Genomic DNA, 13521 nt, shown 5'->3' with positions numbered 1-13521 from the left:
CGGCCGAGCGATTCGCGTGTCGCGAGGCTGGCGCTGTTCGCCTAAGCTTGGGCCATGACTCGCTCCGCACCCTGGCGCGCCGCTTTCGCCGGCGTCTATCTCGTCGCGCTGACGGCGCCGGCCGCCTGGGCGAACCCGTCCAGCAACCTGACCAGTCTGGTCCTGCGCTACGAGATGCTCGGCGATCCGGGAGAGGACCCCGACTCCGGCGGTTCGGCCGACCTGCGCTGGCGTCTGCCGGACGTCTCGCCGGCCGCCGACGCCGACCGCGCCGCCAAGCTGAAGACGATCCAGGCCGAATTGAAGGCCATGGGCGCAAAGGGCCTATCGGAACAGGAGCGCCTGACCCGCGATCTTCTGCTGTTCAGCCTGGCCGACCGCATAGAGGCGGCGGGCTTCGACGAAGCGCGGATGCCGTTCAGCAGCGATGGCGGCTTCGACGTGATGATGCTGTATCGGGCCAGCGGCATGACCCTGCGGACCGAGGACGAGGCCCGACGCTGGATTGCCCTCTTGAACGGCATGCCCGGCTGGTACGCTGTCAATATCGACAACGCCAGGCGCGGTGTCGCCAGCGGCTTCGTCCAGGCCGCGCCGACGGCTCAGGCGGTGCTGGAGCGCGCCCGCCGCACGGCCGCCACGCCAAGGGCGGACGACCCGCTGCTGGCGCCTCTCCGCGCGCTGCCGACCGATCTGACAGGCCGCGACGCCCTGATCGCCGAGGGGGAAAAGGCCGTCGTCGAAAAGGTCGCGCCAGCGCGCGCCGGCTTCGTGACGTTCATGGAAACCGAATACGTGCCGCATGCGGCCACGAGCCTGGCGGCCTCCGACCTTCCCGACGGCAAGCGCTACTATGCGTTCCTGGCGCGTCGACATACGACGACCGACCTGACGCCTGACCAGATTCACGACATCGGCCAGGCCGAAGTGGCCCGCATCCGCGCCCGCATGGAAGCGGCGATGAAGGCCGCCGGCTTCAAGGGCGATCTGCCGGCCTTCATTGCCATGCTGCGCCAGGATCCGCGCTTCTATGCGACCAGCCGCCAGCAGCTGCTGGAGAAGTCCAGCGAGATCGCCAAGCGCGCCGACGATCAGCTGCCGGCCCATTTCGGCGTGCTGCCGCGCCTGACCTATGGCGTGCGCGCCGTGCCGGCCAGCATCGAGCAGGGCTACACGACCGGCCGCTACTTCGGCGGCGACCCCAAGGTCGGTCGCGCCGGCGGCTTGATGATCAACACCTCGGAGCTCAACCAGCGGCCCCTCTACGAGCTGCCGGCCCTGGTGTTGCATGAGGGCGCGCCCGGCCACCACATCCAGACCTCGCTGGCCCAGGAACAGGCCGACGTCCCCGAGTTCCGCCGCAATCTCTACTTCACCGCCTATGGCGAGGGCTGGGGGCTCTATTCGGAGTGGCTGGGCGAAGAGATGGGGATCTATCGCGACCCCTATGAGCTGTTCGGCCGGCTGTCCTACGAGATGTGGCGGGCTTGCCGTCTGGTGGCCGACACCGGCATGCACTGGAAGGGCTGGAGCCTGGACCAGGCCCGCGCCTGCTTCACCGACAACACCGCGCTGTCGCCGGTCAATATCGAGGTCGAGCTGAAACGCTATGTCTCGTGGCCGGGACAGGCGCTCGCCTACAAGGTCGGCGAACTGAAGCTGCTGGAGCTGCGCCAGCGCGCCGAGACCAAACTCGGCGCCCGGTTCGATGAACGTGGCTTCCACGACGCGGTGCTGCTACGCGGCTCGCTGCCGCTGTCGGTGCTGGAGACCCGCATCGACGCCTGGATCGATGTGCAGAAAAAGAAGAAGGGCTGACCATGGCCAAGATCACCGTCCTCGGCGAATGCATGGTCGAGCTGTCGCCTGAAGCGTCCGATGGCGGCGCGCCGCTGTACCGGATGGGCTATGCCGGCGACACCTTCAACACCGCCATCTACATGGCGCGGCTGAACGACGAGGTCGCCTACTGCACGGCGCTGGGGCAGGGGGATCCCTTCAGCGAGGGCGTGCTGGCCACCATGCGTCGCGAGGCCATGGACACCCGTCTGGTGCGCCAAGTCGAGAACCGCCTGCCGGGCCTCTACGCCATCGTGCTGGACGACGCCGGCGAGCGGAAGTTCCACTACTGGCGCGAGCGCGCCCCGATCCGCGACCTGTTCTCGGCCCACACCGCCGACCAGCTGATCGAGGCGGCCAAGGCCAGCGACCTGGTCTATCTCTCGGGCGTCACCCTGGCGGTGATCGGCGACATCGGCCGGGCGCGCCTCAAGGATATCCTGGCTTACGTCCACTCGCTGGGTATCGCCGTGGCGCTGGACTTCAACTACCGCCCGGCCCTGTGGCCCAGCCCCGAAGCCGCCCGCGCGGCCCTGGACGGCGTCGTGCCCTCATGTCGTTACGTCTCGCTGAGCAGCGAGGACAGCCGCCCTCTCTATGGCCGCGAGGCCGAAGACCTGGCCGGCGAGTGGGCCGCGGCCGGCGCCGAGGTGGTGGCCCGCGACGAGAGCCACGCCGTCAACGTCCACCGCCCCGAAGGCCGCACCGCCACGCCGCCGCCCGGGCGGGTCAAGGCGGTCGATACGACGGGGGCCGGAGACAGCTTCAACGCCGCCTATCTGTCGGCGCGGCTGGCGGGTCTGTCGATCGAAGACGCTGTCGCGCGCGCCCACGCCTTGGCCGCCCTGGTGGTCTCGCACCGTGGCGCGATCCTGCCGCACGGCGTGGCCCTAGCGTCTTGAGAGGGGCGTCCTAGTGCTGACGCCGCCGGACGATCTGAGCACAGATGCGACCCAGGCGGCGCTGACGGAGCGGTTCCTGCTGCCCGCCCTCGCAGAGATCGAGGCGGCGCTGCTGGAGCTGCGCGTCGACACCGACCAGGCGCTGGCGGGAAAGGTCCCGACCTACAAGGGCAAGCCCTATCCCTACGGCTGCTGCCACGAGATCACGCTGGACGTCATGGGCCGGGTGGCCGCCTTCGCCGCCCAGCGCCGCTCGCCGGGTCAGCTGGCGCTGAACGATTTCTTCCGGCGCGGCGGGCGCGGCAAGCTCATCTGGGGCGTGCTGCGTGACAGCTATTTCCAGAACGCCATGCATCTGGGCGGGCTGTATGTCGATGTCTCCAACGACACGGTCGACGTCACCAAGCCCAAGGTCGAGATCCTGCCAATGGACCGGTCGGGCCTGGTGCTGATCCAGGACGCGGTCCATTTCGCACGGGTCGCCGAGCGCTACTGGGACGCCCGAGCCTACGCCAACACCCTGCTGCCATCGCTGGCGCCGTTGTTCCCGGTGGTGTTGGTCGACTCCAGGGGGCAGATCACGATCCAGTCGAACGCCGGCTATATGAAGCGGCTGCTGGGCACGGACAGCTTTGTGCGGTCCCAACAGTGGCTGCGGACGGCACCCCGTCTGCCGGACACGCTTGCGGCGGCTTTCCGAAGCGCCTGCCCACCGGATCTCCAGGCGGCCAATCCTGAGGTCGGGCTCGCGGCGGCCGTCACGGCCTGCGAGGCGCTGCGGAGCACGGTCATCGACGCGGCTTGGGTGCAGCGGATGAGCGAGGCGTTCGTGCGAGTTCCGGCGATGACGGTTTCGCGGACGCCGGCAGCCTGAACGCTCGTCCTGCCGTGGGTGTTGAGCAGACCTCGCCCTAGCAAATTCAACAACTTGGCTGCCTCAAGCTTGAGTGCAATAGGAATATCTTCCTCTCATTGGGAAAATAAACCTATAGTGGTGTTCGCCGGTCGCGCTCGCGGCCGGGGAGGAGGACGCCATGCTGGTTCAAGCCCTTGAGGACATCTGGGCGATCACGCCCGATCCGCGCCGTGACCGCCTGACGGTCGGTTTCGTCACCCATCTCGTTTCCCTGGCCACCGGCGTGTCGGCGGCCGAAATCTCCGCGCCCAGGCGCGCGTCGCAGGCTGCAGTCCGCGCCCGGCAGCTGTGCATCTACCTGACCCACATCACCTTCCATTGGCCGCTCAACCGCGTGGCCTATGCGTTTGGGCGCGACCGCACGACCTGTGGCCACGCCTGTCGCAAGATCGAGGATATGCGCGAGGACGCCGCCTTCGACCGCCGGCTGTCGGACCTGGAGGCCTGTCTGCGCCAGGCGCCGGCCCACGCCGAGGAGATCCCGCAGTGAGCGCGGCTTTCGACGGGGAGATCGAGGCGTGCCGGCTGGCCGAGCGCGCCATGCGATTGCTCGCGCGGCCCGGCGCGGTGATCGAGGCCGAAGGCGTCGGTTACGCCGTGCGGCTAGGAGCCAGTCGCCGGCGGCCGGTGATGTTGCGCCTGGACGAGGCGGCGTTCCAAGCCTTGGCGCGGGCGGCGAGCTTGAAGCCGCGCGCCCAGGGGGGCTGGTTCATGGCCGAGCGCCTTGCGCCTGTCCCTGCGCCGCCCGCCGGAAGGCCGGGTATCGTCGAGACCGAGGTGACCCTGCTGGGCGCGTCGGGCGCTGTTCGGCGCAATCTGGGCGAGTCGCCGATCGCCTGGCTGGCCCGCCGTCGCGATCGCAATGGCCAGCCCTGGCTGACCCCGATCGAGGCGGCCGCTGGCGAGCGGCTGCGTGACGAGTTCGAGAGCCTCGGGACCCAGGGTCGCCTGACGATGAACTGGAGCGCCGGCCCGCGTGTCGACGGCGGCCAGCCAGGTCTGGCGCCGGCCGAGCGAGACCACGCCGCCCGGGCCCGGATCGCCAAGGCCCTGGCGGAGGTCGGTCCCGGCCTGCGCGAGATCCTGGAGCGGGTCTGCCTGCTGGGCTCGGCCCTGGAGCAGGCCGAGGTGGCGTTGAAGCTGCCGCGCCGGGCGGGCAAGACGATCCTGAAGCTCGCCTTGCAGCGCCTGGCGCGGCACTACCGCATGGTCTGACGTCTAGCGATTGCCACCGGCCGCCGCGATGATCTCGCCGGTGATCCAGTAGCTCTCGGGCGAGGCCAGGAAGGTCGCCACCGGCGCGATGTCAGACGGCTGACCGATGCGGCCCAGCGGGGTGATGGCCACCAGCTGGTTCTCGAAATCGCTGCCGGCGATGCCCGCCGCGTGGGTGCCCTCGGTCTCGACGCCGCCGGGCGAGATGGCGTTGACCCGGATCTTGCGCGGTCCCAGCTCCTTGGCCAGCACGCGGGTGATCGAGTCCACCGCCGCCTTGCTGGCCGTATAGATCGAGCTGGTCGGCAGGTCGGCAGTCACCGCAGCCGAGCTGATGTTGATGATGCTGCCGCCCTCGGGGCTGAAGCGCCGGGCCGCCTCGCGGCTGGCCAGCAGCACGCCCAGAACGTTGGTGTCGAACTGGCGGCGGTACTCGGCCTCGGCGAAGTCGTCGATCGGCGCGAAGGCGTAGACGCCCGCGTTGTTGACCACGATGTCGACGCCGCCGAACGCCTGCACGGTCTCGTCGAACAGGCGGACCACGTCGGCCTCCTGGGCCACCGACGCCTGAACGGCGACGGCCTTGCCGCCCGCCGCGACGATCTCGGCCACGACCTTGTCTGCGCCCTCGCGGCTGGAGGCGTAGTTGACCGCCACCGCCGCACCCTCCGCGGCCAGGGCCTTGGCGATGGCCGCCCCGATCCCCTTCGATGCGCCCGTGACGATCGCGGTCTTGCCTGCAAGCTTGCTCATAATGTCTCTCCGGTCGCCTCAAGCGGCGAACGTTTCGACATTTAGATAATTATCGAAATGATTCAATGAGCGCCCGGGCGAGAATTTCTCGCGCGGGTGTCAGGGTCCGTCGGTTCAGAGGATCCCCGGCAGGTCCAGGCCCTTGTCCCGCGCGCAGTCGAGGGCGATGTCGTAGCCGGCGTCGGCGTGGCGCATCACGCCGGTGGCTGGGTCGTTCCACAGCACGCGTTCGATGCGCCTGGCCGCGGCGTCTGTGCCGTCGCAGACGATGACCATGCCCGAGTGCTGCGAGAAGCCCATGCCGACCCCGCCGCCGTGGTGCAGCGACACCCAGGTGGCGCCCGAAGCGGTGTTGAGCAGGGCGTTCAGCAGCGGCCAGTCCGACACCGCGTCCGAGCCGTCCTGCATCGCCTCGGTCTCGCGGTTGGGCGAGGCGACCGAGCCTGAGTCCAGGTGGTCGCGGCCGATGACGATCGGGGCCTTCAGCTCGCCGCTAGCGACCATGGCGTTGAAGGCCAGGCCCAGGCGGTGACGGTCGCCCAGGCCGACCCAGCAGATGCGCGCCGGCAGGCCTTGGAACTTGATCTTCTGGCCCGCCATGTCGAGCCAGTTGTGCAGGTGCGGATTGTCCGGGATCAGCTCTTTGACCTTGGCGTCGGTCTTGGCGATGTCCTCAGGGTCGCCCGAGAGAGCCGCCCAGCGGAAGGGGCCGACGCCGCGGCAGAACAGCGGGCGGATATAGGCCGGCACGAAGCCCGGGAAGTCGAAGGCGTTGGCGACGCCTTCTTCCAGCGCCATCTGGCGGATGTTGTTGCCGTAGTCGACGGTCGGGACGCCGGCGGCCTGGAAGTCGAGCATGGCCTGGACGTGAACAGCCATCGAGGCGCGGGCGGCTTTGTCGACGGAAGCCGGGTCGCGCTCGCGGGCGTCGGCCCACTGGTCCAGCGTCCAGCCCGCCGGCAGGTAGCCGTTGATCGGGTCGTGGGCGCTGGTCTGGTCGGTCAGCAGGTCGGGCCGGACGCCGCGCTTGAAGAGCTCGGGCAGCAGCTGCGCGGCGTTGCCCAGCAGGCCGACCGAGATCGGGCTCTTGGCGGCGCAGGAGTCCGCGATCCAGGCCAGGGCCTCGTCGACGCTGTCGGTGGACTTGTCGAGATAGCCGGTGCGCAGGCGCATCTCGATCCGGGAGGGCTGGCACTCGATGGCCAGGCACGAGGCCCCGGCCATCACGGCCGCCAGCGGCTGCGCCCCGCCCATGCCGCCCAGGCCGGCGGTCAGCAGCCACTTGCCCGACAGGTCGCCGGCATAGTGCTGGCGGCCCATCTCGACGAAGGTCTCGTAGGTGCCCTGCACGATGCCCTGGGCGCCGATGTAGATCCACGAGCCGGCGGTCATCTGGCCGTACATGGCCAGGCCCTTCTTATCGAGCTCGTTGAAGTGCTCCCAATTGGCCCAGCGCGGCACCAGGTTGGAGTTGGCGATCAGCACCCGCGGCGCGTCGGCGTGGGTGCGGAAGACGCCAACCGGTTTGCCGGACTGGACCAAGAGCGTCTGGTCGTCCTCCAGCCGACGCAGGGTCTCGACGATCTTGTCGTAGCTCTCCCAGTCGCGGGCGGCGCGGCCGATGCCGCCGTAGACGACCAGCTCCTCCGGTCGCTCTGCGACGTCGGGGTGCAGGTTGTTCATCAGCATCCGCAGCGGGGCCTCGGTCAGCCATGACTTGGCGGAGAGCTGCGTCCCGGTGGCGGGGCGGATGACGCGGGTGTTGTCGCGGCGGGTCATGCTTTGCTCCGGGCAAAGGTAAGGCAGGCGTTGAGGACGTCTTCCAGCACCAGGCGCAGCGGCTCGGCGCGGTCGGCGTGGAAGGGCGTGGGCCAGGCAGCTTCGGTCGGCGGTGTGGCCGGGTCGTCCATGTAGCCCCGGCAGGCCAGCTCCATCTGCAAGGCGTGGACGCCCGTCGCGGGCTGACCGTAGCGCCGCGTCGTCCAGCCGCCCTTGAAGCGGCCGTTGGTGACGCGGCTGAGCCCCGAGGCGTCGCAGGCGGCCTCGACGGCGATGGTCAGGGCCTCGTCGCAGGACGCGCCGCTGTTGGTCCCGAGATTGAACTGCGGCAGCTCGCCGTCGAACAGGCGCGGCACGCGCGAGCGGATGGAGTGAGCCTCGTACAGCACCACCGTCGGATGGATGGCGCGCAAGCGGTCGATCTCGGCGCGCAGGGCGGCGTGGTAGGGCTCGAAATAGGCCGCCCGCCGGCGGTCGATCTCAGCGGCGTCCGGTCCGCCGTCGCGATAGAGCGGCTCGCCATCGAAGGTCGTAGTCGGGCACAGCTCGGTTGTCGCCTGGCCCGGATAGAGCGAAGCGCCGGACGGGTCGCGATTGACGTCGATGACCGTCCGCGAGATCGCCGTCCGCACGATCGTCGCGCCCATCCGCTCGGCGAAGGCGTAGAGCCGGTCGATCCACCAGTCGGCGTCCTTGAGGCCCAGCCACGGCCAGACCAAGTGCGCGGCGATCTCCGGCGGGATCTCGGTTCCGGTGTGCGGCAGGCTGACGATCAGCGGCGCGTCGCCGCGCGTGACCTGCAGCCAGGGTTCGAATCCCACCCTGTCCGCCATATCAGCTAAGCCCTGGCAAGCTACCCGCCGCCGCGATCACCGCACCACTACGCACCAGCGCGTTGGCGGCTTCCATGTCCGGATGGAAGTGGCGGTCGTCGTCCAGGTGCGGGACCTGGGCGCGAGTCAGGGCGCGGACCGCTTCCAGGGCGTCGCTCGACTTCAGTGGTGCATGGAAGTCGCAGCCCTGGGCAGCGGCCAGCAGTTCGATGCCCAGCACCGCCATGGCGTTCTCGACCATGCCCGCGAGGCGCCGGGCGCCGTGGGCGGCCATCGAGACGTGGTCCTCCTGGTTGGCCGAGGTCGGGATCGAGTCGACGCTGGCCGGATAGGCCTTCTGCTTGTTCTCCGAGACCAGGGCGGCGGCCGTGACCTGCGGGATCATGAAGCCGGAGTTCAGGCCCGGCTTCGGCGTCAGGAACGCCGGCAGGCCCGACAGCGCCGGATCGACCAGCATGGCGATGCGGCGCTCGGCGATCGAGCCGATCTCGCAGACGGCCAGGGCGATCATGTCGGCGGCGAAGGCTACCGGCTCGGCGTGGAAGTTACCGCCCGACAGCGCCTCGTCGGCTTCCGGGAAGATGAGGGGATTGTCCGAGACGCCGTTGGCCTCGGTCGCCAGCGTGGTCGCAGCCTGGCGCAGCACGTCCAGCGCCGCGCCCATCACCTGGGGCTGGCAGCGCAGGCAGTAGGGGTCCTGGACGCGCTCGTCCTCCTTCAGGTGCGAGGCGCGGATGGCGGAAGCTGCCATCAGGCTGCGCAGGGCGGCGGCGGTCTCGATCTGGCCGGCGTGGCGGCGCAGGGCGTGGATGCGCGGATCGAACGGGGTGTCAGAGCCCTTGGCGGCTTCGGTGGAGAGCGCGCCGGTGACCAGGGCCGACTGGAACAATCGCTCGGCGTCGAACAGGCCAGCCAGGGCGTTGGCGGTCGAGAACTGGGTGCCGTTCAGCAGAGCCAGGCCTTCCTTGGGCCCCAGCGTCAGCGGCGACAGCCCGGCCTTCTTCAGCGCCTTGGCTGCTGGCTTGCGCTCGCCGTCGACGAAGATCTCGCCGACCCCGATCATGGTCGCGGCCATGTGCGACAGCGGGGCGAGATCCCCGGAAGCGCCGACCGAGCCCTGGCACGGCACGACCGGAGTCAGGCCCTGCTTCAGCATAAGCTCCAGCATCCGCACCGTCTCGACCCGCACGCCCGAGGCGCCTTGGGCCAGGCTGGCCAGTTTCAGGGCCATCATCAGGCGGATGACCGGGACGGGCGAGGGCTCGCCGACCCCAGCCGCGTGCGACAGGACGATGTTGCGCTGCAGGGTCTCGAGGTCTGCGTCACCGATGCGGACGCTGGCCAGTTTCCCGAAGCCGGTGTTGATGCCGTAGACCGGCTCGCCCTTGGCCAGGATACGCTCGACGGCGGCGGCGCTGGCGGCGATCACCGGCCAGGCGTCTTCGGCGAGAGTCGCCTTGGCCCCGCGATAGATTGCCTTCCAGTCGGCCAGGGCGACGTCGCCGGGGTTCAGAACAAGGTCGATCACTGGCCTCTCCACACGCGCGCATGGAGCGGATTGAAGCCCATGCGATAGACAAGTTCGGCGGGACGCTCGATGTCCCAGATGGCGAGATCGCAGGCCTTGCCGGCCTCCAGAGTCCCGCAGGTGTTCAGCAGGCCCAGCGCCCGCGCGGCCTCGCGCGTCACGCCGGCCAGGCACTCCTCGACGGTCATCCGAAAGAGGGTGGCTGCCATGTTCATGACCAGCAGCGGCGAGGTCAGGGGCGAGGTGCCGGGGTTGCAGTCGGTAGCCAGGGCCATCGGCACGCCGGCCGCCCGCAGCGCCGCGATCGGCGGCGCCTTGTGCTCGCGGGTGAAGTAGTAGGCGCCGGGCAGCAGGGTGGCGACCGTGCCCGAGGCGGCCATCGCCGCGACGCCGGCTTCGTCCAGGTGCTCCAGGTGGTCGGCCGACAGCGCGCCGAACTCGGCGGCGAGCGACGCGCCTTGCAGGTTCGACAGCTGCTCGGCGTGCAGCTTGACCGGCAGGCCATTGGCTCGCGCGGCCTCGAACACTCGGCGGATCTGGTCGGGCGAGAAGCCGATGCCCTCGCAGAAGCCGTCGACCGCGTCGGCCAGGCCGCGCGCGGCGACGGCCGGGATCATCGTCTGGCAGACCAGATCGACATAGCCGTCCTTGTCGTCGCGATACTCCGGCGGCAGCGCGTGGGCGCCCAGGAACGTGGTGCTGACCCCGACGCGGCGGATTTCGGAGAGGGTGCGGGCGGCGCGAAGGCTTTTGATCTCGTCGTCCAGCGACAGGCCGTAGCCGGACTTGATCTCGACGGTGGTGACGCCCTGCGCGATCAGGGCGTCCAGGCGGGGCAGGGCGGCCTGGATCAGGTCGTCCTCAGACGCCGCGCGGGTGGCGCGCATGGTCGAGACGATGCCGCCGCCGGCCCGGGCGATCTCCTCGTAGGAGGCCCCGGCCAGGCGCAGCTCGAACTCGTGAGCACGGTCGCCGGCGTAAACGAGGTGGGTGTGCGGATCGATCAGGCCGGGAGTGATCCAGCGGCCTTCGCAGTCGATGGTCTGGGCCGCCTCGAAGGCAGGCGCGTCTTCGACCGAACCGGCGTAGACGATGCGCCCGTCGCGGGCGGCGATCGCGCCGTTCTCGACGATTCCAAGACCCGGCCGTGTCGGATCGAGGGTGGCGAGACGGCAAGTTATCCACAGGGTGTCGCAGCGCATCCTGTCCGTCTCCCTCGCTTGCAGTCGGCTTCAATATGTATAGACATATTTGCGAACCATGAGGCTTGTCCAGTGACCGACGCGCAAAATCCGCCCGAAGCTTCGACCGTGGTCTGGTGCGAGAGCGCCTTGCTGGCCGACGGCTGGGCGCGGGGCGTGAAGTTCACCATCGCCGAGGGCCGCATTGGGCGCATCGACACCGACACCAGCGCGGGCGACGCCCAGCGCCTGGGTCCCGCCCTGCCGGGGCTGGGCAACGTCCACAGCCACGCCTTCCAGCGGGCCATGGCGGGCCTGGCCGAGACACGCGGCGAGACCGGCGACAACTTCTGGACCTGGCGCGAGGTCATGTACCGCTTCCTGGAGCGGCTGGACCCCGACATGGCCCAGGCCATCGCCGCCATGAGTCAGGTCGAGATGCTGGAGGGCGGCTTCACGCGGGTGGGCGAGTTCCACTACCTGCACCACGCGCCGGATGGCGGGTTCTACGACAACCCGGCCGAGATGGCGGCGCGGATGGCGGCGGCGGCGGAAGAGACCGGGATCGGCCTGACCCTGCTGCCGGTCTTCTACGCCCATTCCAACTTCGGCGGTTTGCCGCCCACCGACGGCCAGAAACGCTTCATCCACGATGTCGACGGCTTCGCGCGACTGGTTGAGGCTTGCCGAGAGATCGTCTCAGCCCTGCCCGAGGCGGTGGTCGGGATCGCGCCGCACAGCCTGCGCGCGGTGACCGGCGAAGAGCTGACCGCCATCCTGCCGCTGGCGGCTGGCGGGCCGATCCACATGCATGTGGCCGAGCAGACCAAGGAGGTCGACGACTGCCTGGCCGCCACCGGCGCGCGGCCCGTCCGCTGGCTGATGAACCATGCCGAGGTCACCAAGCAGTGGTGCCTGATCCACGCCACCCACATCAACGCCACCGAGACCGAACGCCTGGCCAAGAGCGGCGCGGTCGCTGGTCTATGCCCGGTGACCGAGGCCAATCTGGGCGACGGGATCTTCCCGACGCCGGACTATCTGTCGGCTGGCGGAAGCTTTGGAATCGGGACGGACTCCAACATAGTCATCGACGCCGCCCAGGAGCTGCGGACCATGGAATACGCCCAGCGCCTGAGCCGGCGGGCCCGCAATGTGCTGGCGGGCGGCGCCAAGCGTTCGACCGGCGGCGACCTGTGGCGCGCGGCGACGGTCGGCGGCGCGCAGGCCCTGGGCGTCGGACGCGGCGGCCTGCGTCGCGGCGCACCGGCCGACTTCATCACGCTGGACGCCAACCATCCGAACCTGGTCGGCCGCTCCGGCGACACGCTGATCGACAGCCTGGTGTTCGCCGGCGGCGGCATCGACACCGTCTGGCGCCACGGCAAGCAGCTGGTTACCGGCGGTCGCCACCACGCGCGCGAAGCGATCCAGGCGCGCTATGTCGAGACCCTGAAGGCCCTGCTGGCGTGACGGGACCGCTGCACCAGCGCATTCGTTCGGACATCGAGGCCCGCATCCGCTCGGGCGAGTGGGAGCCCGGTCATCGGGTGCCGTTCGAGACCGAGCTGATGACCCAGTACGGCTGCGCCCGCATGACGGTCAGCAAGGCCATGGCCGCCCTGGTCGAAGCCGGGCTGATCGTGCGCCGCAAGCGGGCGGGCTCTTTCGTGGCCCGGCCACGCGTGCACGCGCCGGTGCTGAACATCCCCGATATCCAGTCCGAGATCGTGGCGCGCGGCGAGACCTACGCCTTCCGCCTGCTGTCGCGAACGGTGCGGGCCGCCGATCGCGACAACGCCGAGGAAGTCGAACTGGCGGCGGGCGGCAGGCTGCTGGCGCTGGACGGCGTGCACGACGCCGGTGGCCGGCCGTTCGCGCTGGAGCGACGGCTGGTGTCGCTGAAGGCCGCGCCCGAGATGGCTGACGCCGACTTCGAGGCCGTCGCACCGGGTGTCTGGCTGCTGGAGAACGTCGCCTGGACCGAGGCCGAAAGCCGGATCAGCGCCGTCAACGCCGACGCCGATGACGCCCGCCTGCTGGCCCTCGACGAAGGCGCGGCCTGCCTGGTCGTCGACCGCCGCACCTGGCGCGAGGGCCAGCACGTCACTCGCGTCCGCCAGGTGTTCCCCGGCGAGGCCTATGATCTGGTGGCGCGGTTCGGACCCGGAGCATGAGCATGGACGAGACCTTCAAGGACCTGGAGCGCTTTCAGTTCGGTGACGGACCCGAGCTGGCCGACGAACTGCTGGCGTTGGTCATGTCCGGTCGCAAGACGGCCACCTGCTGGGCGGCGCGCGACGGGCTGCTGACGGAAGTCGGCAAGCGCATGATCGCCTGCGACGGCCGCAATGAGCCCCGTGTGGTCATCGAGACGGTCGAGCTGGTCCGCCGACGCTTCCGCGACGTCGACGCCGACTTCGCGCGGGACGAAGGCGAGGGCGACCGGTCCCTGGCCCATTGGCGCGAGGGGCATCAACGCTACTTCGAGCGCAACGGCGGCTTCGCCGACGACATGGACCTGTGGTGCGAACGCTTTAGGGTCGTGGCGCGACTCGGCCCGACCGAGTGACCG

13 protein-coding genes are annotated in these 13521 nt (G+C 69.7%); 8 read left to right on the top strand and 5 right to left on the bottom strand.

The genetic code is table 11. The annotated features are described in order from the left end of the window. Positions 1-54 precede the first annotated feature (54 nt). The 5 genes from E1H18_RS02600 (at position 55) to E1H18_RS02580 (ending at position 4872) form a co-directional block, all read left to right on the top strand. Positions 55-1818 carry a DUF885 family protein gene (locus tag E1H18_RS02600; RefSeq protein WP_172263405.1) on the top strand — a complete coding sequence of 588 codons (1764 nt, stop codon included), beginning with the start codon at positions 55-57 and terminating at the stop codon, positions 1816-1818. A gap of 2 nt (positions 1819-1820) precedes the next feature. After that, positions 1821-2741 (top strand): sugar kinase, encoded by a 921-nt coding sequence (locus tag E1H18_RS02595; RefSeq protein ID WP_172263403.1) that lies wholly within the window; start codon positions 1821-1823, stop codon positions 2739-2741. 13 nt (positions 2742-2754) lie between these two features. Then, positions 2755-3615, top strand: coding sequence for a hypothetical protein (locus E1H18_RS02590; RefSeq protein WP_172263401.1), 861 nt, complete (start codon positions 2755-2757; stop codon positions 3613-3615). A gap of 160 nt (positions 3616-3775) precedes the next feature. After that, a complete protein-coding gene (locus E1H18_RS02585) occupies positions 3776-4147 on the top strand; it encodes a helix-turn-helix domain-containing protein (RefSeq protein ID WP_172263399.1) in 372 nt (123 codons plus the stop codon). Continuing rightward, positions 4144-4872, top strand: coding sequence for a DUF6456 domain-containing protein (locus E1H18_RS02580; RefSeq protein WP_172263397.1), 729 nt, complete (start codon positions 4144-4146; stop codon positions 4870-4872). The genes E1H18_RS02585 and E1H18_RS02580 overlap by 4 nt, the downstream gene beginning before the upstream one ends. Before the next feature lie 3 nt (positions 4873-4875). On the opposite strand, the gene E1H18_RS02575 is transcribed toward E1H18_RS02580, so the two are convergent. The 5 genes from E1H18_RS02575 to hutI form a co-directional block, all read right to left on the bottom strand. Then, positions 4876-5625, bottom strand: coding sequence for a glucose 1-dehydrogenase (locus E1H18_RS02575; RefSeq protein ID WP_172263395.1), 750 nt, complete (start codon positions 5623-5625; stop codon positions 4876-4878). A 114-nt stretch (positions 5626-5739) separates the two neighbouring features. Continuing rightward, positions 5740-7404: a urocanate hydratase gene (gene hutU / locus E1H18_RS02570; RefSeq protein ID WP_172263393.1), complete on the bottom strand. Its 1665-nt coding sequence runs from the start codon at positions 7402-7404 to the stop codon at positions 5740-5742. After that, positions 7401-8225, bottom strand: coding sequence for an N-formylglutamate deformylase (gene hutG / locus E1H18_RS02565; RefSeq protein ID WP_370526396.1), 825 nt, complete (start codon positions 8223-8225; stop codon positions 7401-7403). Before hutG ends, hutU begins: the two co-directional genes overlap by 4 nt. A 13-nt stretch (positions 8226-8238) precedes the next feature. After that, positions 8239-9777, bottom strand: a complete 1539-nt coding sequence (gene hutH / locus E1H18_RS02560; RefSeq protein ID WP_172263389.1) for a histidine ammonia-lyase — start codon at positions 9775-9777, stop codon at positions 8239-8241. After that, entirely contained in the window at positions 9762-10967 is a 1206-nt protein-coding gene (gene hutI, locus E1H18_RS02555) for an imidazolonepropionase (RefSeq protein WP_172263387.1), read from the bottom strand. The genes hutH and hutI overlap by 16 nt, the downstream gene beginning before the upstream one ends. A 72-nt stretch (positions 10968-11039) precedes the next feature. On the opposite strand from hutI, the gene E1H18_RS02550 reads away from it, so the two are divergent. The 3 genes from E1H18_RS02550 to E1H18_RS02540 are packed head-to-tail and all read left to right on the top strand — an operon-like array spanning position 11040 to position 13518. Next, positions 11040-12419 (top strand): formimidoylglutamate deiminase, encoded by a 1380-nt coding sequence (locus E1H18_RS02550; protein ID WP_172263385.1) that lies wholly within the window; start codon positions 11040-11042, stop codon positions 12417-12419. Continuing rightward, positions 12416-13123 carry a histidine utilization repressor gene (gene hutC, locus E1H18_RS02545; RefSeq protein WP_172263383.1) on the top strand — a complete coding sequence of 236 codons (708 nt, stop codon included), beginning with the start codon at positions 12416-12418 and terminating at the stop codon, positions 13121-13123. Before E1H18_RS02550 ends, hutC begins: the two co-directional genes overlap by 4 nt. A gap of 2 nt (positions 13124-13125) precedes the next feature. Then, entirely contained in the window at positions 13126-13518 is a 393-nt protein-coding gene (locus tag E1H18_RS02540; RefSeq protein ID WP_241735858.1) for an ASCH domain-containing protein, read from the top strand. The last annotated feature ends 3 nt before the right edge of the window (positions 13519-13521 follow it).

This window comes from Caulobacter sp. RHG1, assembly GCF_013181195.1.
GTDB lineage: Bacteria > Pseudomonadota > Alphaproteobacteria > Caulobacterales > Caulobacteraceae > Caulobacter.
This window is presented reverse-complemented; position numbering and strand designations above follow the sequence as displayed.